Below are 19677 nucleotides of genomic sequence, written 5' to 3'. Positions count from 1 at the left end.
AATTAACTATCTAATTTACGTATTTTAATGAAACCCAGTTATTTCTTTGAAACTTTTTAACATATGTTAAACCTTTTTCGGTGCAGGAAGCATCGATAAAGGGAATGTCTTCTTCATAAAAACCGCTCAAAAGCAATATTCCTTTCGGATTTAAACAATCAACATAACTTTGCATATCGTTTAATAAGATATTTCGGTTGATGTTAGCAATGATTAAATCGTATTTTTTTCCGGCTAGTAAAGCTGCGTCGCCTTCATAAACGGAGATGTGCTGACAATTATTGCGTTCTGCATTTTCAATTGAGTTCAGGTAGCACCAGTTGTCGATATCGATAGCGTCAATTGGCTGAGCTCCTTTCATTTCGGCTAAAATGGCTAAAATGGCTGTTCCGCAACCCATGTCCAGTGTTTTCAAATCTTGAACATCGATTTCCAGTAAATGCTGAATCATCATGTGTGTAGTTTCATGATGACCTGTTCCGAAACTCATTTTTGGTTCGATTACAATATCAAATTCAGCGTTTGTTTTCTCATGAAAAGGAGCGCGAACATGGCATTTTCCGTCTACATCAATAGCCTCAAAATTCTTTTCCCATTCCTCATTCCAGTTGACCTGATCGATTTCCTCAATGGTATATTCGATTTTGAATTCTTCGGATTGTAAAATATAAATGTCGTCCAGAATATTCTCGTCCCATAAATCTTTTTTCACAAAAGCCGAAATTCCGTTCTCCGTTTCTGTAAAAGTCTCAAACGCTTTTTCGCCTAGTTCAGCAATTAAAATTTCAGAACCCGGTTCTTTTGGTTCAATTGTAAAATGGTACCCTAAATATATATTCGACATAAAAAAAAATTTTTGCAAAGGTAAGAATCCAAAGCAAAAGTTGTTCATAAATAATCAATATCCTTACCTTAATTAATGTTAATTTTGATTGGAATTTGTAAGGATTTTTAAAATATGAAGAATATCATTTTTATTTTGCTCTTTGTGGTACTTAACGGAGCAACTTGTGAGAAGGAACATGAAGTGGTTCGATCGTTTTGTTATTGGAAAACCGATTTGAATTTCGAAAAGACAGAGGATTCGTTGATAAAAGATTTGAAGGTAAAACATTTGTACATTCGTTTTTTTGATGTAGACTGGAACCCGTATGCTAAAGAACCTTTGCCGGTTGCAACCCTTCACGATATCAGATTAAATGAAAGCAATCCTGAAATTACCCCCAGTATTTTTATTACCAATGAAGTGGTTTTGAAATCCGGAAAAAAGCAACTGGACAGTTTGGCTGTGAGAATTGCCAAACGTATTGAACAGATAGGATTGAAAATGAATGATTCAAAAGCCGAGAAAATAGCCAGTTCGATTGTGTATCCAAAAGATTATTACAAGCAGGAGAATCGTAAACAGTTGAATTATGATTCGGTAAAATCGAGTGAAATGGCAAAATTGAAAGTTGATTTTAAAGAAATCCTGATCGATTGTGACTGGTCGGAAAAATCAAAAGACAATTATTTTTACTTGTTAAAGCAAATCAAGAAGAGCTATCCTGCGACTGCTGTTTCGGCTACCATAAGACTCTGGCAGTACAAATATGCTTCAAAAGCTGGAATTCCACCCGTAGATAAAGGTTTGCTGATGTGTTACAATTTGAGTAAACCGGAAGATTTTACTACCAAAAATTCCATAGGAACCAGTGAAGAATTGGCACAATATATTACACACAACCAATACGGCTTAAAGCTTGATATTGCTCTGCCATTGTACAGTTGGGCAGTAGTTTTCAGAGGTAATCAGTTTAAGGGAATTTTATCCGATTATGACAGGGTTCAAAATGATACCGTTAAATTAAAAAAAGTATCAGACGCTAAATATATATTGCAAGACGACATTTTAGTGGGGCAGACTTATTTGAGAAACGGGGACGAAATCAGGATTGAGAAAATTTCTGAAGACGAACTTGACAAAATGATTTCGATCGTAAAAAGTAAAATTCCAATCGACAATCAGACCAAAGTGACGTTTTTCTCTTTCGATAAAAAATACATCAACGATTATGGAACCCAAAATATATCCGGTTATTATGCGCGTTTTTAGCCCTTTACTTTTTATTTTTAGTGTTCAGGTCTCTTTGGCTTGCGGATGGAGTGTTTCGCCTGAGACCAGCAGACTGGCTTTGTTTAAAGCGCAAAGAGAAGGATTTTTTAAGCTGACACCTTTTTATTATTCGGCCGATAATTACTACGATACAAACACTGTTTCGGGAGCAGATCAGGAATTGAATTGTGCAGAGTGGAAGAAAAAACTGGGCAGTCAGGTCGATCCAAAAGACGTGCACGTTATTTTGTACGAAACGGATGCTGAGAAATTCGAAACCGCTTATGAAACGAAATCGCTGAAAAAAGTTTTTGATAAGAATACTTTCATTGAAGCCTTACTGCTTTCAAAAAACAAAGCGCTTCTCAATTACATTTTGTTTGCGAAAAAACTAGAATACAACAGTAATCCTGATGTAAAATGGGAGTCGTGGGGAAATATTGGTTATGACAGTAAAGATCATAAAATAGCCGATGTTAGTGATTTTGAAAAGAAAATCAGAACGGCAAAAGATTCTTTTTTGAAACAGCGTTATGCCTTTTTACTGTTGAGGTACAGTTTTTATGCCTCTGATAAGAATGAAGTGATTCGTTTGTACGATACTTATTTTGCAGCTGATAAAAACACGATCTTAAGCCCCTGGGCTTTGTACTATAAAGCTTTATGTGTTGAGGATTTAGCTTTGCAGAATTATTTGCTGAGTAAAGTATTTGTGTCCTGCGAAGAGAAATCATTTGCGGTTTTACAGCATTACAACTGGAAATTAACAGCAGAGACCTTGGCATTGGCTCAAAACGATGAAGAGCGCAGTGTGATTCTGGCCATTGAAGGCTTACGCAATCCGGCACCGGGATTGAAAACCATTCAGGAAGTTTATGAATTGAGTCCGAATAGCTTGTATTTGAGTTTTTTGATCGGGAGGGAAGTGAACAAACTTGAAGATTGGATTTTTACACCTCAATACACTAATGACGGAACGCCTTCGGTTGTTTTTGACAGTACAGTTTGGTATGAAAACTATACGAAAGCAAAGGAGGAGAATTTCAGGAAAGATATTTTGTATTTAAGGGAGTTAGAATATTATTTGATTTCAATCAGAGAGCAGACTTCGGGCGAGCAAAAGGATTATATCACAGCAGCGATTGCACAGCTTTGTTTTATAGGGGACGAAATTGATTTGGGAAAGAAATACACGGATATGATTTCTGAAAAAGCAAATTCTTCGATACAAATGCAAAAGAATATTCAGTTAGCATTGGTTTCTTTAAAGCAGGACGATTTGAAAAATAACGAAGTTCAAAATCAGTTTTTTAAATATTTTGATTCGGTTGAAAATCTGGTAGAAACCGATTTAGGTTTATTTAAGAATTTATACAGTTTGTATCGCATCGCCAGCAAAGATTTTGCAGCAAAAGGCGATCGCGTAACAGCAGGTTTACTGGCGACGAAATCAGATATTAAAAATGAAGGAGAATACTCCGCTTACAATACGCCTTATTTTTACAGTTATATCGGTTATTTTGATCGAAATAATGCAACCGAGGCAGATATAGATCGTTTGATAGCACTTCAGGAGAAAAAAGACAAAACGCCTTTTGAAAGGTATATCTGTTCAGGAACAATAGCGCCAAATGTCAATTATTATAAAGATCTGAAAGGAACGATTGCATTCCGAAATAATAATTTGGAGTTGGCTTACCAAACTTTTGCCAGTATGCCGAAGGATTTTTGGGAGAAAAATTATGCGTATAAAGATTTTTTAAACGAGAATCCGTTTACGCCCAAAATTTTGCAAAGAGATACAGAGCGAAAGTTTGACTATCGTTTCAATAAAGCCGATTTTATTGCGCAGTTGATTCAGCTGAAAAAACAAAACACAGCCACAAGCAATCTGAAACTGGCACATGCTTATTTTAATGTGTCGTATTTGGGTAATTCCTGGATGATGACTGCGTACGATTGGACATCGGGTGAATCGTATGTGGATTATGTGTATGGAGATAATTCAGAAAATGAAAAGAAGTATCAAAATGGTAATTACTATAGTTTAAGCATGGCCAAAATGTACTATGAGAAAGCCTTGAAAATGTCTAAAAATACAAATGAAAAAGCTCTGGCAAGTTTAATGATTTTTGAGTGCAATTATTACAACCACTACGCCAATATTGTTTCTGCAGAGGAAGAAGAAAAGAACCCGTTTAAAGCAGGGCAGGAGCTGATTAATTTCTATTCGGTTTATAGAAAAACGACTGCTTTTCAAAAATACAATTGTCCTTTGTTAGAATCGTATCTTAAGTAACAGGGAGCAGACAGGTCATAAAAAAAAGCGTTCGGGTTTTACGAACGCTTTTTTTTTATGAGGTACTGAGATTCTAAGATTCTAAGTTGCTGAGATTCTAAGTTTCTAAGATTCTGAGACTCTAATAATCTAAAGATCTAGATAGCAGTAACAATTGCTAAAAAGTCATCTGCTTTTAGAGCTGCACCACCAATTAGACCACCATCTACGTCTGGTTTAGAGAAGATTTCTTTAGCATTTTCAGGTTTAACAGAACCACCGTAAAGAATAGAAACTTCATCAGCGATAGCAGCTCCAAATGCTTTACGAACCACCTCTCTGATAAATTCGTGCATTTCCTGTGCTTGCTCCGGTGAAGCCGTTTCTCCTGTTCCGATTGCCCAAACCGGCTCGTAAGCCAAAACAATCTTAGACCATGATTCTTTTGCGATCTGGAATAATCCGTCGCGCAATTGGTTTTCAACAATATTAAAGTGATTGTCAGACTGACGGTCTTTTAATTCCTCTCCAAAACAGAAAATTACTGTCATGTCATGTTTTAGAGCAGTGTCCACTTTATTTGCAATTAAGGCATCTGTTTCGTGAAAAATAGCTCTACGCTCAGAGTGCCCCAGAATTACGGTATTTACACCCACACTGGTTAACATGTCAGCAGAAATTTCTCCTGTAAAAGCACCGCCTTCAGCCTGATGAACGTTTTGCGCTGCAACACCGATAGTGGTGTTTTTTAATTTTGCAGCTGCTGCCTGCAAGTTTACAAAAGTTGGTGCTACAATTACTTGTGCAGTAGTTTGTGCAGGTATTTTAGCGATTAATTCGTTTAATAATTCTTCAGTTTGTGCTGCGTTTTTATGCATTTTCCAGTTTCCTGCAACAATCTTTTTTCTCATTGTGGTAGTTTTTTATTTTTTGCTTTTATTTTATTCACGTTTATCATTGCAATTGCAATGCATATTGCGGTTTATTTTAAACCTTTTAAGGTTTCATTGATTTTGTCAAAATCTTTTTCAATGGCACGATAGAGTACAATTTTCCCGGTTTTGTCTACAATGATGTATCTCGGAATCCAGTCTAAGTCAATTGCTTTTCCAAAAACACCTTTCATACCGTCGTTCATCATGAAATGATCGCCTTTTAATTCATGTTTTTCAATTCCGGCTTTCCATTTGTCCGCAGTTTTGTCCGCAGAAAGGAATAAGTACGAAACAGTAGGGTTATTTGCTTGTAATTCTTTAAGCTGAGGCATTGCTTTTACACAGTCGCCACACCAGGAAGCCCAAACTTCGATTAACAAAGTTTTGCCTTTGTATTTTTTTAAAATGTTTTTGAAAGCAACCTGACTATCATCAGCTGCTAATAATTTTTCAGACAAAGCTTCTTTTGAAAAACTGGTTTTCTGAGCTTGTGAGCATGAAAAAGTGATAAATGCAATAAAGATTAGCGTTATTTGTTTCATAGTGGTAAATGATTTTGAACAAAGTTAAACAAAGAAATGGAAAGCCAATCGGACATTAACAAAAATTGAAGACTCGTTTATTTTATCACAAATCAGCTAATTTCGGTTAAAAAAAGAGGAGTGAAATCGTAATAGTTGAGAGAATAAACTTCAAATTGGAATGAATTTTTAAGAGTAAATCTGCGAAAAAGCAAAAAAGAGAAATATTTTTTTGGGAACGATAAGTTTTTGGCGGGAAAAAAACGTCAGATTGACTTAAAAAAGGGCTTCTTGAAATACGTATTTAAAACGTATTAAAATGGAATCTATCATTTTAATGAAGTATTTAAGAGGAGTAAAAAAACAAAGTCCGCAACGTTTTTATAACGTTGCGGACTTTGTTAAAATCTTGTAACCTTTCGGGTTGAATGCTATTTTATAATTTTAAATCGCTGATGTCGTTGTAATGTACTTTTTGAACCACAGTTCCATTTTGCAGTACTACAATACTTGGATTAGCTCTTTCGATTGTTTTTAGCGTAGTGGCATCACAGAAATAGAAGTCAACATCTAAGCCGTATTGTTTTTTAGCTTTTGTAATTTCATCAGGACCTGAAGCGGTCATTGCAATTACTTTATAACCTTTGGTTTTCGCCTCTTTGTTCAGTGTTTCTAATTTTTTCATTCCCTCAGGATTAGACAATGTTAAATCATAGGTTACAAAAACCAATAATTTAGGCTCTTTCAATAATTCGTCTTTGTAATCAGAATCATCTTTAGTCATCGTAAAATCGTGAATTGGCGGTACATAACCTTCTGTAATTACTTTGTCTTTACGGTCTACAAACGTAGCACCTTCCGGAATGTTCATCAGGTCTTTTTCTGTAAATTCTTTATCAACACCATTTACTTTGTAGATGAAAATCATTTCAACCACAGATTTTGGAGCGCCTTCCGGAATTTCCATTCCCTTCTCGATATTACTTCCTACTTTATACGGACGGAAATCTTTGATCGGATTATGGTTGAGTACCCAAACAGCCATAATAACACATAAAATAATGCTTATCAAAGTTAGAATATTGGTCACAAATTTTGAAAATAATGGTTTTACCAATTTTTTATTGATGAACAGTATCAGAATAAAGAAAAGTAGAACAATATCTTTGGTGAAAGATTGCCAAGGCGTTAAGTGAAGCGCGTCTCCGAAACATCCACAGTCTTTAACCACATCAAAATAAGCAGAGTAGAAGGTAAGGAAAGTGAAGAAAACGATTAGCAGCAACAAAGCCCAAATCGTAAGTTTTGATTTGTATCCTACCAATAACATTACACCCAGAACTACTTCCAGAATTACTAAAAAGATGGCTAATCCTAAAGCCAATGGCTCCAGAAACGGTATGTTAAAAACCGGCTCACTGAAATACTCGGCTAATTTATAGGAGAAACCAACCGGATCGTTTAGTTTAATCAGTCCGGAAATAATAAAAAGTACTCCGACAAATAATCTGGAAAATTGGGTAATGATGTTTTTCATAAAAATAATGATTTTAAAATTCCAAAACTAAAATTCCAAATTCCAACTTTTCAAAAAAAATTTGGATTCGGGATTTTTAAAATTAGATTTTTATTTAGTGATAGGGTTTAGGATTAAAGCAAAAACAGAATAATTAATCATATCCTGATAATTGGCATCGATGCCTTCAGATACTATCGTTTTTCCTTTATTGTCTTCAATTTGTTTTACGCGAAGTATTTTTTGCAGAATCAGATCCGTCAGAGAACTTACACGCATGTCACGCCAGGCTTCGCCATAATCATGATTTTTGGCTTCCATTAAGTCTTTGGTTCGTTTTACCTGAGCATCATACAGTTCAGTTGCTTTTTCAACATCTAAATCAGGCTGATCGACAACTCCAAGCTCTAACTGAATCAGTGCCATGATCGAATAATTGATGATTCCAATGAATTCGCCTTTTTCATCTTCGTCTATTTTACGGACTTCATTTTCCTGCAGACTTCTGATTCTTTGTGCTTTTATAAAAATCTGATCGGTTAAGGATGGCAATCTTAATATACGCCATGCACTGCCGTAATCTTTCATTTTATTAATAAACAAAGTACGGCAAACCGTAATTACATTATCAAATTCAAGGGAAGTATTCTTCATTTATTGCTGTATATTTGCTAAAAATTTCTTCAAAAATAGGGATAATATTAAAGAGTTTCAAGTTTCAGGTTTTCTTTGTTTCAAGTTTTTTCTAAACAAAGTGTTAATGCCCGATTTTGAAACTATAAAATATAAAGTTTCAGGTTTCAAGTTTCAGGTTGACGCAGATTGTGTAGTTTTCTTAACTTGAAACCTGGGAAGAGTTTAAAAAAGTTTCAGGTTTCAAGTTGATACAGATTGTGTAAGTTCCGGAACTTGAAACCTGAAACTTAAAACTTGAAACAAAGAAAACGTGAAACCTGAAACAAAAATAACAAAACAAACCATGACAATTAATTGCAAAGGCCAGCTTATAGATTTATCGATTCCTAAAGTAATGGGGATTTTAAATGTGACACCTAATTCTTTTTTTGACGGTGGAAAATATAAAAATGAAGATGAAATAATTGATCAGGTTGGAAAAATGCTTTCTGAAGGCGCTGCATTTATTGATATTGGAGCTTATTCCAGTAAGCCGAGTGCAGAATTTGTATCAGAACAAGAGGAAATTGAACGAATTGTTCCTGTAATAGAGTTGCTTTTAAAACATTTTCCAAAAGCTTTATTGTCAATTGATACCTTTAGAGCCGAAGTTGCCAAAGCAAGTATCGAAAGCGGTGCAGCCATTATAAACGACATTGCGGCAGGTGAACTTGACGATAAAATGTTTGAGGTGATTGCCAAATACAATGTGCCATACATCATGATGCACATGCGAGGCAATCCGCAAACGATGCAGAGTCTCACGCAATACGATGATATTGTAAAAGAGATGTTGTTTTATTTTTCTGAGAAAGTGAAACGTGCAAGAGCTTTAGGGATCAATGATTTGATTTTAGATCCGGGTTTCGGTTTTGCTAAAACGACCGATCAGAATTATGAAGTAATGCAAAAAATGGAGCTTTTTAATGTATTAGAATTACCAGTTTTAGCCGGGATTTCAAGAAAATCAATGATTTATAAAACGCTTGATATAACGCCACAGGAGGCTTTAAACGGAACAACGTTTTTAAATACTATTGCATTAACAAAAGGTGCAAAAATTCTTCGTGTTCATGATGTGAAGGAAGCGGTGGAATGTGTTACTTTGTTTAATAAAGTGAATATTTAAACGATAGATTTGTTATTCCGAGGAATGACAACTTTGTGTGAATTCTATATATTAAAAAAAAATTATGAAATATTTCTCTCTATTTATAATCTGTCTTTTATTCTCTTGTGGAAAAAAAGAAGACGTTTTACTTCCAAAATCCAATGTTACGATTGTAAAAGACGTGGAAGATCTTTCACCAATTTATATCTTCTTTAAAACCGAAGGAAAAGATACCATCGCCGATGTGAACCGAAAGAGCAGCATTATTTCAACCAATTGGATTTTTAATATTGACAAGCGTCTGCCTTTAAAATTGGTCATTCCGGAAGTAATGAAATTACAAGAGAAAAAGCGAGCTGACAGTGCCCATAAAAACGAAAATGCTGAAAATTATTATTCCTACGCTGATTCGATCGGAAAGAATCTTGCTTTTATACCTTTCACGAAAGTGTATTATAAAATGGAGATCGCCAATAACAGAAGCCAGTTGTATTTTAAAAAGAATGGAATGATACAATACAGCGGAAGAAAAACATATGATTTCCCTAAAAATGATTTGCCAAAGTTTTTAGACAGTTTAAACATCAATCCAAAGGCTGAGATTAAGTTTTCGTACGATAAAAACATGACTTTTGGAACGTATATTCAATGTAAAATATTGGTAAAAACCATAGCCGATAAAAAGATCCCTTTTGTTTTTATAAACCAGGAAGAAGAGTTTGTGTTTTAGCTTTAGGCTTACAGCTTTAAGCTTTAAGCTGTAAGCAATAAGTTGTATTAGCTAAGAAGAGCAATTAACAATTAACAATTAATAATTAACAATTGATAATTATTGATGGTGATAAGGTTCGTTCCTTAAAATAGTAAATCCTCTATACAATTGTTCAATAAAAAACAAACGTACCATCTGGTGGGAAAATGTCATTAGCGAAAGTGAGATTTTGCCTTGTGCCTTACTGTATACCGTATCTGAAAATCCATAAGGTCCACCAATTACGAAGACCAGAGTTTTGATTCCCGAATTCATTTTCTTTTGTAACTCTTCAGAAAAACCAACACTGGAGAAGTTTTTGCCGTTTTCGTCCAATAGAATCAGCTGATCCGTTGGTGAGAGTTTCGACAGTATCAATTCACCTTCCTTTTCTTTTTGCTGACTTTCGGATAAATTCTTAACATTTTTGATATCCGGAATAATCTCCAGATCAAATTTGATATAGAACGACAAACGTTTTGTATAATCGTCAATCAAAGTTTGAAGCGATTTGTTGTCTGTTTTGCCAATGGCGATAAGTTTGATATTCATGGTAATTTTTATTTTTTGCCACTGATTAAAATGATTTTTACAGATTGATACAAAGTGAATTAAAGAAATAATCCCTTGTAATTCTTTTTAATCTGTGGCAAATAAATCTCTATTTTTTATTTTCAAAAACCGTTTCAAAATGTTCTACAATCGGAAAAGGTTCGTAGTAATGGTGTAAGATCTTTTTCCATTGCAGATAAGCCTCAGAGGTTCTAAAACCTACTGTATGATCTTCAAGAGTATTCCAATCTACTAATAAAAGATATTTGTTTTCGACTTCAAGGCATTTCTCTAAACGATGTCCTAAGTATCCGTTTATAGAGGAAATGTATTGACTTGCTTTCGTAAAATCAGCTTCAAATTGCGAGGCCAATTCCGGTTTAACAAAAAGAAATGCAGCTTCCAGAATCCTATTCATTATTATGATTTTATCCGCTTGATCCGCTAAATCTGCAAGAGTAAAATTTTCTCACGCAGATTAAGCTGATTCGGCAGATTTTTTTTGTACTAGTTTTTAGAGAACTTCGCTTCGAAAGTTTTAAAACGGTTGTCCAGATCCTTAATCAATTGTTTCTTAACCGCTTCATCCTGAATAAAACTGTAGTTAATGCTGTTGTATACGTATTTTTTTATCGTTGCATAGGAAACATCAGGGTATCTTTTAGCTAGTAAAACATACTGCTCTGTCATATTAGTTCTCAAAATTCCGGCATCGTCTGTACTAATTACAATTGGCACATTGAATTCTTTGTAAAGTGTAAACGGATGTCTATTTTCCTTTACTTTTAAAATGAACTCGTTACTCGTTAAGTTAATCTCGATTGGAATATTTTTTTGAGCCATGTGACGCAATAAATCATAAGAATTTGCTTCGTACGCAATATCAACGCCATGTCCAATTCTGTTGGCTCCGGCGATGTGAATAGCGTCGTTGATGTGCCAGGTTAATTCCTCCGGCTGAACCAGTCCTAAAGTCAGTTCGCCCGCATGAAGGGTATACTTTACAGCAGGAAACTTAGAATTACAGTATTTAAACATGACCATGTGCAGCCAGTAATCCTTCATAGAGTTTTCACCATGTTCAGGTGAAACAATGTTTACACCTGCAACCAATTTGCTGTCGTTGGCAGAAATAAAGGCAATTGTGAGGTTTTTAAATAAATCTACAGGATCCATAAAACGAAGCACAAAATTTTGATAACGCATCGTAAAACGCTCATCGTCAATTTTTAGGTCTTTGTGCAGTTTAGCGATAAAATTAGTGTTGAAGTCTGTAGCATATTTTTTGGCTTCTTTCTTTTGAAGTGATTGGTACAATTCGTCTAAAAGCTTTAGAGCTGCTTTTTCATCTTTTTGAGTCGCGGTCTGGCGAAGTTTTGCATTGAAATCAGCAAGGTCAGAAACATTCATATCACACGGAATCGTTGATAATTGAGTTTCAATATAACTTACATTTTCAGAAAGCGCACGTTTTTTTAATTCCAGCATTCCTTCGGCAAAATGGCCTTTAATAGTAGGTTCGAATTTTTGAAAAGAATCAAAAAACAAATCATCAGAAGGTACAGAACCATTATAATCTTTTGCAGACCAAGTTTGCATAACCTGTTGTTGGTAATGATCTAGTTTGCCATCCTTTTTTAGAGAAGAGAAGGTTTGCCAGTTTCCTTTTTCTGGTTTTGTTTTAGAAACTTCCATCGTTTCTAAATTCAAATAAAAATCTTCTGCAATAGCTCTTTCTAAAAGAGGTTCTGCATAAATCGATCCGGAAAAATGATGGTGTAAATCGCCGCCTTTTGGCATTTGTTGGAAGAAAGCTGTGGAAAGCGCTTCGTTGTTTCTTATTTTTTCTAAATAACTGTCAGCCGTTTGAGAAAAGCCGATCTGTGCTATAAAAATACAGAAAAGTGTAATTATCCTTGTCATACTCTAAGTTTAAATTACATGCAAATATACGAGTTTCTGCCGAGATTTAAAAATTGATTTCGTTGTGTTGTTTTTTTACCGCCAAGAGCGCAAGGTTTTGTTATGTGCTAAATTTTATATAAACGCAAAGTTCGCAACGTTTTACCTAAAAAAACTTTGCGAACTTTGTGTAATTCTTTGCGAGCCTTGCGGTTAAAAAAAACTTAGAACCTCAGCCTCTCAGCCCCTTTAAGAAAAAAGTACGTCGTGAATTTCCTCGACCTTATCAAAAACGCTTTTTGCAAAAGGACAAAGCGGGATAATTTTCAGGTTATTAGTTCGGGCATATTCTACCGCGGCCATGACTAGTTTTTTACCGACGCCTCTTCCGTTAAATTCCTCATTTACTTCGGTGTGGTCGATGATGAATTTTGAATCACCCGCCCAGGTATAAGTCATTTTTCCGGCTTGTTTTCCGTCTTCTACAGCTTCAAAATAGCCTCTTCTTGTATCGTTTATTTGTTGAATTTCCATGATGTGTTATATTAGTGTGGTTTTTATTTCGATTGAATTTGTTAATGTTTTATGTATTGGACAGCTGTTAGCAATGGTTTCAAGACGTTGTCTTTGCTTGTCGTCGACCTCACCGATAATCTCTATTTTTCTTGTAAACAAGGAGATTTTTTGGTCAAGATCTCTTTCAAAGTCAACTTTGATATTGATTTCGGTGACTTCCCATTGTTTGCGATTGATATACATGCGAAGTGTGATCAAAGTACAGGAGGCCAGAGAAGAGGCCAGCAATTCTGACGGACTAAATCCTAAGTTTTTGCCTCCCATTTCCTGAGGTTCGTCGGCAATTACAATATTTCCGCTGGCAGATGTGATCTCCGTGCGATACAAACGGGTGTCGATTTGTGCTGATAGTGTATCCATAGTTATCTCATTTTAGGATCAGGTAAAGGAACAAATTCAGTTTCGCCCGGAACCTTAGGGAAAGTCTGTTCTGTCCAGTCTTTTTTAGCTTTTTCTATTCGGTTTTTATCAGAGGAAACAAAATTCCAAAAGATAAAATGTTCTTCCGGAAAGGGCTGTCCCCCAAAAATATAAACCGTTGTGTTTTCGGCTATTTCGAACTCACATAAAGTACTGTCGTTGGTAATCAGAATTTGTTTCGGATCGTAAACATGTTCCCCGCTTTTAATACTTCCTTCGAGAATGTACAAACCGCTTTCGCCAAAAAGATCCTGTCCAATGTTGATTTTTCTGGCTTCGGTGCTTTTGATTTCGATAAAATAAAGCGGACTATATACTGGAACAGGTGATTTTTTGCCAAATGCTTCTCCCGCGATTAATTTATATGAAACGCCATCTTCTTCCCAGCTTGGAATGTCACTGGCTTCTACATGTGTAAAGTTAGGATCCATTTCTTCCAGTTCTTTAGGCAATGCCACCCAAATTTGAAGACCGTGAAGCATCTTGTCAGAATGTCTCAAATATTCAGGAGTTCGCTCTGAATGTACGATCCCTTTTCCGGCTGTCATCCAGTTTACGGCACCTGGTTTTATTTCGAGCTCGGTACCCAGACTGTCGCGGTGCATAATGCTGCCTTCAAATAAAAAAGTCAAAGTAGAAAGTCCGATGTGCGGATGCGGAGGGACATCCATATTTTGATACTGATTTAAATGTGCCGGACCCATATGGTCGATAAATACAAACGGACCAACGGCTCTTTTTTCACGGAAAGGCAATAGACGGCCTACCATAAAATTGCCAATATTGGCAGCGCGTTCTTCGATGATTAAACTGATATTTGACATGTTCTTTGTTTTAGTTGAAAGCAAAATTACAGCTGTAGTCACAATCTGTAACTTAATTTAGATTAAGAAAGTTTGTTTTTGGTATTCTTTATAAAAGTAAGGAATAGAATTAAAAAGATTTGATTTGATTTGAAAAAGAACACCAATTACACCAATTTTCATGAACTAATTTTGTGTAATGATTGAACACATAGAAACATAGAACCCTAAATTGGATGCGGAGGAAGGTTCAAGAAAATCAAATCTTTTTCACAAAACGATGAATCTTATTTAGAATGAAATGACTTTATATGTACAATCAAAAACTATGTTTCTATGTGTTTAAAAAATTACTCAATCAATTTGTGTTAATTGGTGTAATTCGTGTTTTAACTATTCAATCAATTCAAAATCGAGGGTTTCGCTTTCTGTCCCGTTAATAATGATAGACAACTGATGTTTTCCGGTATGAAAAACACGTGTTGTAATGATTTTAAACGACTGATTTCGCTCTACTTTAATGATTTCATTTGGGGGATAAATCTTCTCACTGATTTTAAAGACTTTTTTTGCCAGATGTCCTTTCGCTTTTTTATAATGAACGGCATATTCTAAACGAATCGTTTTCGGGTCATTATTTTTATTGTTCAGATGAAAGTGAAACTGCAGATAATCTCCAATTTTTACAATTGGTGTCTTGATTTCAAAAGAAGAAAGTTCAATATTAGCATTGTTCAGACCATAATGATGCAGAATTTCTGGATGTCCCTGTTTTAATAAAGTACGACAACCGTGTTTGATGATTCCATCCGTTTCTTTGCTATGGCCTTTCCATTTACGGGCGATTTCCAAGACGATTTGCGGATTGTCTTTTACGATGTCGTTCAGGTTATTGGCGACACTTCGACGCACATATTCTGAAGGATCGTTTTTTAAATTCTCTAAAATTGGCAGAATAGAGTCAGGGTCTTTTTTTAAGTACGGAATCGCCATTGCCCAGGGTAATCTTGGTCGGCTGCCTTCACTGGCCAATCTACGAACATGATGGTTTTCATGCAGAGACCATTTGGTCATTTCATCAATCATCTGTTCTTTGTATTTTAGAATAAAAGGACGTACAGCAAATTCGCAGCTTATAAATTGAGTGATAGAAACAAAGGCTTTCGCTGAAGTTTTAAAATCATCCAGGCCGTACATTTCGATATAATCAGCAAAAAATATAAATGCCAGATTACTATCGGTAAAACTGTTTTTCTTTAAGTTTTCAATGATTTTGTCCAGTAAAGAAACAGCTTCCGGGAAATTTTCAGGCATAAACTGATGTAAAACAACCGTGGTGTGTTTCATGCGGTCTTTCCATTCTTTTTGGCTAAAATCGCCTTCATAAATGGTTGCAATAAATTTTTGTTTGTCAAATGTCGGATGTACTTCCGTGACAGCCTGACCAAATTGTTCGTAGAAAGAAACGGAGTAAATGTCTTTAATTAATCCCATGATTTTGTTTGAATGAACCTCAAAGATATTTAATGTTTGTTAATTATTTAAGCTGGTAAAAGATTAAGTTTAGTTAAGAGTTTAATCTTTATTTTTCTCAATCTTCGGCTAATTTCTCAATTTTAAAATCAAAGCGAAGCTTTTAAATCCACAAAATATGTCCTACTTTAGCATCATATAAAAATTTTAGGAAAATGATTAGCGAAGAACAGTTTCAAAGCGAATTACAATTATTAATCAGCAATGCAATTCGGGAAGATGTAGGCACGGGAGATTACAGCTCGCTGGCTTGTATTCCGGACACGGCGCACGGGCAGGCTAAATTACTGGTGAAAGATCAGGGAATTATTGCCGGCGTTGCATTGGCGAAAATGATTTTTGAATACGTAGATCCGAAATTAAAAATGAAAGTTTTTATAGAAGACGGAACTCATGTAGAATATGGTGATGTAGTTTTTGAAGTTTCAGGAAGTTCTCAGTCTATTTTAAAGGCAGAGAGAGTGGTTTTGAATAGTATGCAGCGTATGTCGGCCATTGCGACCAAAACAGATCAGTATGTGCAGCTATTGGACGGAACCGGAGCTAAAATATTAGATACCCGTAAAACGACTCCAAATTTCAGAGTTGCCGAAAAATGGGCTGTCAAAATTGGAGGAGGAGAAAACCATCGTTTTGCATTGTACGATATGGTCATGCTGAAAGACAATCATATTGATTTTGCAGGAGGAATTACACTTGCAATCAAGAAAACCAAAGAGTATTTAAAAGAGAATAATTTAGATTTGAAAATTATTGTCGAGGCTAGAAATTTAGATGAGATTCGCGAAATTTTATTAAGTGAAGGCGTTCACCGAATTCTAATCGATAATTTTAATTATGAAGATACTAGAACAGCAGTGCAATTAATAGGCAATAAATGCCAGACGGAATCTTCGGGTAATATTAATGAAAAAACAATTCGTGAATATGGACTCTGCGGTGTCGATTACATTTCATCAGGAGCACTAACACACTCTGTTTATAATATGGATTTAAGTTTGAAGGCTTTTTAAATGAAATGTGAGTTGTAAGATGTAAGATGTGGGAATTAGCTATGAATAAAGACTAAAGAAAGACATAGCTAGTAAAGATCTAAAATTTACATGCTATATACGAATTATCTAAATATCTAATTATCTAAATAGTTGAAATAAATATGTCAAAAGAGATAGAAGAACGGATTGAGAAAGTTCCCGTGGTACGATCTGTAGTTCGATTTTTCAAGAGAATAAAATTGCCCTGGCTTGAAGGTTTTTCGTTATACGATTTGCTTGAAATGTATACCATCGGTATTATTGAAGGAGCATTTTCGTATCATGCGAGTGCTGTTTCGTTCAGCTTCTTTATGGCTTTATTTCCTTTTGCATTATTTATTTTAAACTTAATTCCCTTTATTCCTATTGAAGGATTTCAGCAGGACTTTTTGCAGTTTGTGCAACAGGGAGTTCCTCCGAATACTTATGAGGCGATCAGTAAGATTATAAGTGATATTTTAAACAACAGTCACTCCGGTTTATTGTCGTCGGGATTTTTGCTTTCGATATTTTTAATGGCAAATGGTATTAACGGTATCCTTAGCGGTTTCGAATCCTCTAAACATGTCTTTGATAAGCGCGGTTTTCTGAATCAGTATCTGGTGGCGCTGGCAATTTCACTCATCATGACTATTATATTGTTTGTAACAGTGGCAACAATTGTCGTTTTTGAGGTATTCATTCAAAAAACAATTATTCAGGATGTGTTAAGCGATCGCATTCCGTTGATTATTTTAGGACGGTATTTATTCGTTGTTTTAATGATTCTGATAACCTCTTCACTATTATTGCGTTATGGTACGAGGCAATATAACAAAGTGCCTTTTATAAGTATTGGGTCTGTTTTTACAACTATTTTAATTGTGATATCTTCATTCTTTTTTGGGATTTGGGTTATAAAATTCTCAAAATATAACGAACTTTATGGCTCGATTGGTACATTATTAATTCTAATGTTTTATATTTGGATAAACTGTATGATTCTGCTTTTGGGATTTGAACTGAATGCCACTATCAGAAAATTAAAACAAAAAAAAAATAAATAAGATGAAAAATTGGATGTTAACGATTGGTGTTTTTTTTCTAACATTAGGCACGATTCAGGGTCAGGGTGTAATTGGAAAATGGAAAACAGTTGATGATGAAACCGGTGAAGCTAAATCGATTGTAGAGATTTATGAAAAATCTGGTAAAGTGTATGGTAAAATTGTAGAAATACTTCGCGAAAACCACAAAAAGGACTTATGTACTAAATGTGACGGAGCGGATAAAAATAAACCAATTTTGGGTATGGTGATCATCAATGGACTTAAAAAAGACGGTTCTGAATACAGTGGAGGAACCATTTTAGATCCAACAAACGGAAAAAAATACAAATGTTATATTGCATTAGAATCAGCAGATAAACTAAAACTTCGTGGTTATGTTGGTATTTCTATCATGGGAAGAACACAATACTGGAGCAGAGTGAAGAATTAATTTTATAAAAAATAATAAAATGCGAAAATTAGCATTGATAGCTTTATTTCTGATACAGCTATCCCATAGTTTTGCACAATCTAAGAATTCGCCATTACAAATAAGTCATCTTACGGGTGACTTTTATGTTTATAAGACGTTTCACGATTATAATGGTACGCTGATTTCAGCCAATGCCATGTATTTGGTTACAGATAAAGGAGTTGTCCTGTTTGATGCTCCTTGGGATAAGACGCAATTTCAGCCTTTGCTGGACAGTATTAAAGCAAGACATCATAAAGAAGTTGTGATGCACTTTGCCACGCACTCACACGAAGACAGGGCAGGCGGTCTGGATTTCTACCGTAAAAAAGGAATTAAAACTTATACAATAAAAGCAACAGATCAGATTCTGGAGAAAAATAAGGAAGCAAGAGCTGAGTTTGTTATTCCGGATGACACCTTGTTTACAGTGGGTAAATATACTTTTGAAGTGTATTACCCGGGAAAAGGACACGCTTCAGATAATATTGTGGTTTGGTTCAATAAGCAAAAAGTACTTTACGGAGGTTGTTTTGTTAAAAGTGTCGAAGCAAAAGATTTAGGCTATCTTGGAGATGCAGATGTTAAAGAATGGCAGAAATCTATTCTGAAAGTACAGTCGAAGTTTAAAAACCCAAAATACATTGTTACTGGTCATGATGATTTGAAAGATTTGACCTCGTTGAAGCATACATTAAAACTGGTTAAGGAATACAATGCGGCAAAGTCTTCTGGTAAGTAATACTTTTTTAGAATAGATTGCAAATTGTTGTAGTTGTAAAAAGCTTAACTTTGTCTATTATATAAAATAATTAAACTTGAAATAAGATGACTGTTACGGATAAAAATTTACTTGAGACCTACTCAAATTTATTTGAAGGACTGAGTTTTTCTAATAAAATAGAGTTAATAGAGAGATTGACGAAGTCTATAAAAGGAACTAAATCTAAAGAAAGTAATTTTTATAAATCTTTTGGAGCATTTAAATCTGAAAAATCTGCTGAGGAAATTGTTTCTGATATTAAATCTAATAGAAGCTTTACAAAAAAAGAAATTAAGTTTTAATGAGATATTTACTTGATACAAGTACATGTGTTTTCTTTCTTAGAGGAAAGCTTAATCTTGATGTAATGGTAAAAAAAGCTGGTTTGGAAAATTGTTATATTTCTGAAATAACAGTTGCTGAACTTCGTTTTGGAGCAGAAAACAGCGATGACCCGGTGAAATCTAATAAAGCCGTCGATAATTTTTTAAATGGATTAACAATAATTCCAATTTTTGGTTCTATTAAAAGATATGCTATGGAGAAAGTCAGACTCCGAAAAATTGGGAAACCAATTAATGATGAATTTGATCTTTTAATTGGGGTGACAGCAATTGAAAATCAATTAACACTTGTAACTGATAATGTTAAGGATTTTAAGATGTTGGATGGAATTCAAATTGAAAATTGGTTTGAAAGAAGTTAAATGTTT

The 19677-nt window shown here is 34.8% G+C and carries 22 protein-coding genes; 10 read left to right on the top strand and 12 right to left on the bottom strand.

The features are described from left to right. Positions 1 to 10: 10 nt before the first annotated feature. Entirely contained in the window at positions 11 to 844 is an 834-nt protein-coding gene (prmA, locus tag BHE19_RS19995) for a 50S ribosomal protein L11 methyltransferase (RefSeq protein ID WP_070908570.1), read from the bottom strand. 114 nt (positions 845 to 958) lie between these two features. Between prmA and BHE19_RS19990 the strand changes: the two genes are divergently transcribed. Both BHE19_RS19990 and BHE19_RS19985 read left to right on the top strand, forming a co-directional pair. Further along, complete coding sequence (locus BHE19_RS19990) at positions 959 to 2095, top strand: hypothetical protein (RefSeq protein WP_070908569.1); 1137 nt, start codon at positions 959 to 961, stop codon at positions 2093 to 2095. After that, complete coding sequence (locus BHE19_RS19985; RefSeq protein WP_070908568.1) at positions 2055 to 4394, top strand: hypothetical protein; 2340 nt, start codon at positions 2055 to 2057, stop codon at positions 4392 to 4394. The genes BHE19_RS19990 and BHE19_RS19985 overlap by 41 nt, the downstream gene beginning before the upstream one ends. 137 nt (positions 4395 to 4531) lie before the next feature. Here BHE19_RS19985 and tpiA read toward each other — a convergent pair whose 3' ends face one another. The 4 genes from tpiA to BHE19_RS19965 all read right to left on the bottom strand — a co-directional run bounded on the left by tpiA (position 4532) and on the right by BHE19_RS19965 (position 7999). Continuing rightward, positions 4532 to 5284 (bottom strand): triose-phosphate isomerase, encoded by a 753-nt coding sequence (tpiA, locus tag BHE19_RS19980; protein ID WP_070908567.1) that lies wholly within the window; start codon positions 5282 to 5284, stop codon positions 4532 to 4534. A 71-nt stretch (positions 5285 to 5355) separates the two neighbouring features. Then, positions 5356 to 5850, bottom strand: coding sequence for a TlpA family protein disulfide reductase (locus tag BHE19_RS19975; protein WP_070908566.1), 495 nt, complete (start codon positions 5848 to 5850; stop codon positions 5356 to 5358). 415 nt (positions 5851 to 6265) lie between these two features. After that, on the bottom strand, positions 6266 to 7366 hold the full coding sequence (locus tag BHE19_RS19970) for a BT_3928 family protein (RefSeq protein ID WP_070908565.1): 1101 nt from the start codon (positions 7364 to 7366) through the stop codon (positions 6266 to 6268). 90 nt (positions 7367 to 7456) lie between these two features. Then, positions 7457 to 7999 (bottom strand): DUF1599 domain-containing protein, encoded by a 543-nt coding sequence (locus BHE19_RS19965; protein ID WP_017496588.1) that lies wholly within the window; start codon positions 7997 to 7999, stop codon positions 7457 to 7459. Positions 8000 to 8324: 325 nt separating this feature from the next. Here BHE19_RS19965 and folP point away from each other — a divergent pair, with 325 nt between their 5' ends. Together folP and BHE19_RS19955 are read left to right on the top strand one after the other, a co-directional pair. Further along, on the top strand, positions 8325 to 9149 hold the full coding sequence (gene folP / locus BHE19_RS19960) for a dihydropteroate synthase (protein ID WP_070908654.1): 825 nt from the start codon (positions 8325 to 8327) through the stop codon (positions 9147 to 9149). 64 nt (positions 9150 to 9213) lie between these two features. Then, complete coding sequence (locus BHE19_RS19955; RefSeq protein ID WP_070908564.1) at positions 9214 to 9861, top strand: hypothetical protein; 648 nt, start codon at positions 9214 to 9216, stop codon at positions 9859 to 9861. Between the two features lie 99 nt (positions 9862 to 9960). Here BHE19_RS19955 and rlmH read toward each other — a convergent pair whose 3' ends face one another. The 7 genes from rlmH to BHE19_RS19920 all read right to left on the bottom strand — a co-directional run bounded on the left by rlmH (position 9961) and on the right by BHE19_RS19920 (position 15629). After that, positions 9961 to 10434 carry a 23S rRNA (pseudouridine(1915)-N(3))-methyltransferase RlmH gene (gene rlmH, locus BHE19_RS19950; RefSeq protein WP_026982293.1) on the bottom strand — a complete coding sequence of 158 codons (474 nt, stop codon included), beginning with the start codon at positions 10432 to 10434 and terminating at the stop codon, positions 9961 to 9963. A gap of 109 nt (positions 10435 to 10543) precedes the next feature. After that, complete coding sequence (locus BHE19_RS19945) at positions 10544 to 10852, bottom strand: antibiotic biosynthesis monooxygenase family protein (RefSeq protein ID WP_070908563.1); 309 nt, start codon at positions 10850 to 10852, stop codon at positions 10544 to 10546. 89 nt (positions 10853 to 10941) lie between these two features. Continuing rightward, positions 10942 to 12357, bottom strand: coding sequence for an amidohydrolase family protein (locus tag BHE19_RS19940; protein ID WP_070908562.1), 1416 nt, complete (start codon positions 12355 to 12357; stop codon positions 10942 to 10944). Between the two features lie 228 nt (positions 12358 to 12585). Further along, positions 12586 to 12870, bottom strand: coding sequence for a GNAT family N-acetyltransferase (locus tag BHE19_RS19935; protein ID WP_070908561.1), 285 nt, complete (start codon positions 12868 to 12870; stop codon positions 12586 to 12588). 6 nt (positions 12871 to 12876) lie between these two features. Beyond that, positions 12877 to 13272: an OsmC family protein gene (locus BHE19_RS19930; RefSeq protein ID WP_017496596.1), complete on the bottom strand. Its 396-nt coding sequence runs from the start codon at positions 13270 to 13272 to the stop codon at positions 12877 to 12879. A 2-nt stretch (positions 13273 to 13274) separates the two neighbouring features. Continuing rightward, positions 13275 to 14156 (bottom strand): pirin family protein, encoded by an 882-nt coding sequence (locus BHE19_RS19925; protein WP_070908560.1) that lies wholly within the window; start codon positions 14154 to 14156, stop codon positions 13275 to 13277. Positions 14157 to 14528: 372 nt separating this feature from the next. After that, positions 14529 to 15629 carry a DNA alkylation repair protein gene (locus BHE19_RS19920; protein WP_070908559.1) on the bottom strand — a complete coding sequence of 367 codons (1101 nt, stop codon included), beginning with the start codon at positions 15627 to 15629 and terminating at the stop codon, positions 14529 to 14531. Between the two features lie 194 nt (positions 15630 to 15823). On the opposite strand from BHE19_RS19920, the gene nadC reads away from it, so the two are divergent. The 6 genes from nadC to BHE19_RS19890 all read left to right on the top strand — a co-directional run bounded on the left by nadC (position 15824) and on the right by BHE19_RS19890 (position 19671). Continuing rightward, the gene (gene nadC, locus BHE19_RS19915) at positions 15824 to 16681 is read left to right on the top strand and encodes a carboxylating nicotinate-nucleotide diphosphorylase (RefSeq protein ID WP_070908558.1); all 858 of its coding nucleotides are present in this window, start codon (positions 15824 to 15826) and stop codon (positions 16679 to 16681) included. Between the two features lie 143 nt (positions 16682 to 16824). After that, positions 16825 to 17748 carry a YihY/virulence factor BrkB family protein gene (locus tag BHE19_RS19910; RefSeq protein WP_070908557.1) on the top strand — a complete coding sequence of 308 codons (924 nt, stop codon included), beginning with the start codon at positions 16825 to 16827 and terminating at the stop codon, positions 17746 to 17748. A 1-nt stretch (position 17749) separates the two neighbouring features. Next, on the top strand, positions 17750 to 18181 hold the full coding sequence (locus tag BHE19_RS19905) for a DUF2147 domain-containing protein (protein ID WP_070908556.1): 432 nt from the start codon (positions 17750 to 17752) through the stop codon (positions 18179 to 18181). A 19-nt stretch (positions 18182 to 18200) separates the two neighbouring features. Beyond that, entirely contained in the window at positions 18201 to 18944 is a 744-nt protein-coding gene (bla-B1-FLAV, locus tag BHE19_RS19900) for a subclass B1 metallo-beta-lactamase (RefSeq protein ID WP_070908555.1), read from the top strand. An 86-nt stretch (positions 18945 to 19030) separates the two neighbouring features. Beyond that, positions 19031 to 19267 carry a hypothetical protein gene (locus BHE19_RS19895; protein WP_070908554.1) on the top strand — a complete coding sequence of 79 codons (237 nt, stop codon included), beginning with the start codon at positions 19031 to 19033 and terminating at the stop codon, positions 19265 to 19267. Beyond that, positions 19267 to 19671, top strand: a complete 405-nt coding sequence (locus BHE19_RS19890) for a type II toxin-antitoxin system VapC family toxin (protein ID WP_070908553.1) — start codon at positions 19267 to 19269, stop codon at positions 19669 to 19671. Before BHE19_RS19895 ends, BHE19_RS19890 begins: the two co-directional genes overlap by 1 nt. Positions 19672 to 19677 lie beyond the last annotated feature (6 nt).

The organism is Flavobacterium tructae (assembly GCF_001853485.1).
GTDB classification, from domain to species: domain Bacteria; phylum Bacteroidota; class Bacteroidia; order Flavobacteriales; family Flavobacteriaceae; genus Flavobacterium; species Flavobacterium tructae.
This window is presented reverse-complemented; position numbering and strand designations above follow the sequence as displayed.

Excerpts from the sequence above, each read along its gene's own strand:
- rlmH (WP_026982293.1), bottom strand. The coding sequence starts at position 10,434 with ATGAATATCAAACTTATCGCCATTGGCAAAACAGACAACAAATCGCTT.
- BHE19_RS19970 (WP_070908565.1), bottom strand. The coding sequence starts at position 7,366 with ATGAAAAACATCATTACCCAATTTTCCAGATTATTTGTCGGAGTACTT.
- BHE19_RS19890 (WP_070908553.1), top strand. The coding sequence starts at position 19,267 with ATGAGATATTTACTTGATACAAGTACATGTGTTTTCTTTCTTAGAGGA.
- BHE19_RS19905 (WP_070908556.1), top strand. The coding sequence starts at position 17,750 with ATGAAAAATTGGATGTTAACGATTGGTGTTTTTTTTCTAACATTAGGC.
- BHE19_RS19990 (WP_070908569.1), top strand. The coding sequence starts at position 959 with ATGAAGAATATCATTTTTATTTTGCTCTTTGTGGTACTTAACGGAGCA.
- nadC (WP_070908558.1), top strand. The coding sequence starts at position 15,824 with ATGATTAGCGAAGAACAGTTTCAAAGCGAATTACAATTATTAATCAGC.
- BHE19_RS19910 (WP_070908557.1), top strand. The coding sequence starts at position 16,825 with ATGTCAAAAGAGATAGAAGAACGGATTGAGAAAGTTCCCGTGGTACGA.
- BHE19_RS19925 (WP_070908560.1), bottom strand. The coding sequence starts at position 14,156 with ATGTCAAATATCAGTTTAATCATCGAAGAACGCGCTGCCAATATTGGC.
- BHE19_RS19955 (WP_070908564.1), top strand. The coding sequence starts at position 9,214 with ATGAAATATTTCTCTCTATTTATAATCTGTCTTTTATTCTCTTGTGGA.
- BHE19_RS19945 (WP_070908563.1), bottom strand. The coding sequence starts at position 10,852 with ATGAATAGGATTCTGGAAGCTGCATTTCTTTTTGTTAAACCGGAATTG.
- BHE19_RS19940 (WP_070908562.1), bottom strand. The coding sequence starts at position 12,357 with ATGACAAGGATAATTACACTTTTCTGTATTTTTATAGCACAGATCGGC.
- BHE19_RS19920 (WP_070908559.1), bottom strand. The coding sequence starts at position 15,629 with ATGGGATTAATTAAAGACATTTACTCCGTTTCTTTCTACGAACAATTT.
- BHE19_RS19985 (WP_070908568.1), top strand. The coding sequence starts at position 2,055 with ATGGAACCCAAAATATATCCGGTTATTATGCGCGTTTTTAGCCCTTTA.
- BHE19_RS19965 (WP_017496588.1), bottom strand. The coding sequence starts at position 7,999 with ATGAAGAATACTTCCCTTGAATTTGATAATGTAATTACGGTTTGCCGT.
- prmA (WP_070908570.1), bottom strand. The coding sequence starts at position 844 with ATGTCGAATATATATTTAGGGTACCATTTTACAATTGAACCAAAAGAA.
- folP (WP_070908654.1), top strand. The coding sequence starts at position 8,325 with ATGACAATTAATTGCAAAGGCCAGCTTATAGATTTATCGATTCCTAAA.
- bla-B1-FLAV (WP_070908555.1), top strand. The coding sequence starts at position 18,201 with ATGCGAAAATTAGCATTGATAGCTTTATTTCTGATACAGCTATCCCAT.
- tpiA (WP_070908567.1), bottom strand. The coding sequence starts at position 5,284 with ATGAGAAAAAAGATTGTTGCAGGAAACTGGAAAATGCATAAAAACGCA.
- BHE19_RS19975 (WP_070908566.1), bottom strand. The coding sequence starts at position 5,850 with ATGAAACAAATAACGCTAATCTTTATTGCATTTATCACTTTTTCATGC.
- BHE19_RS19895 (WP_070908554.1), top strand. The coding sequence starts at position 19,031 with ATGACTGTTACGGATAAAAATTTACTTGAGACCTACTCAAATTTATTT.
- BHE19_RS19930 (WP_017496596.1), bottom strand. The coding sequence starts at position 13,272 with ATGGATACACTATCAGCACAAATCGACACCCGTTTGTATCGCACGGAG.
- BHE19_RS19935 (WP_070908561.1), bottom strand. The coding sequence starts at position 12,870 with ATGGAAATTCAACAAATAAACGATACAAGAAGAGGCTATTTTGAAGCT.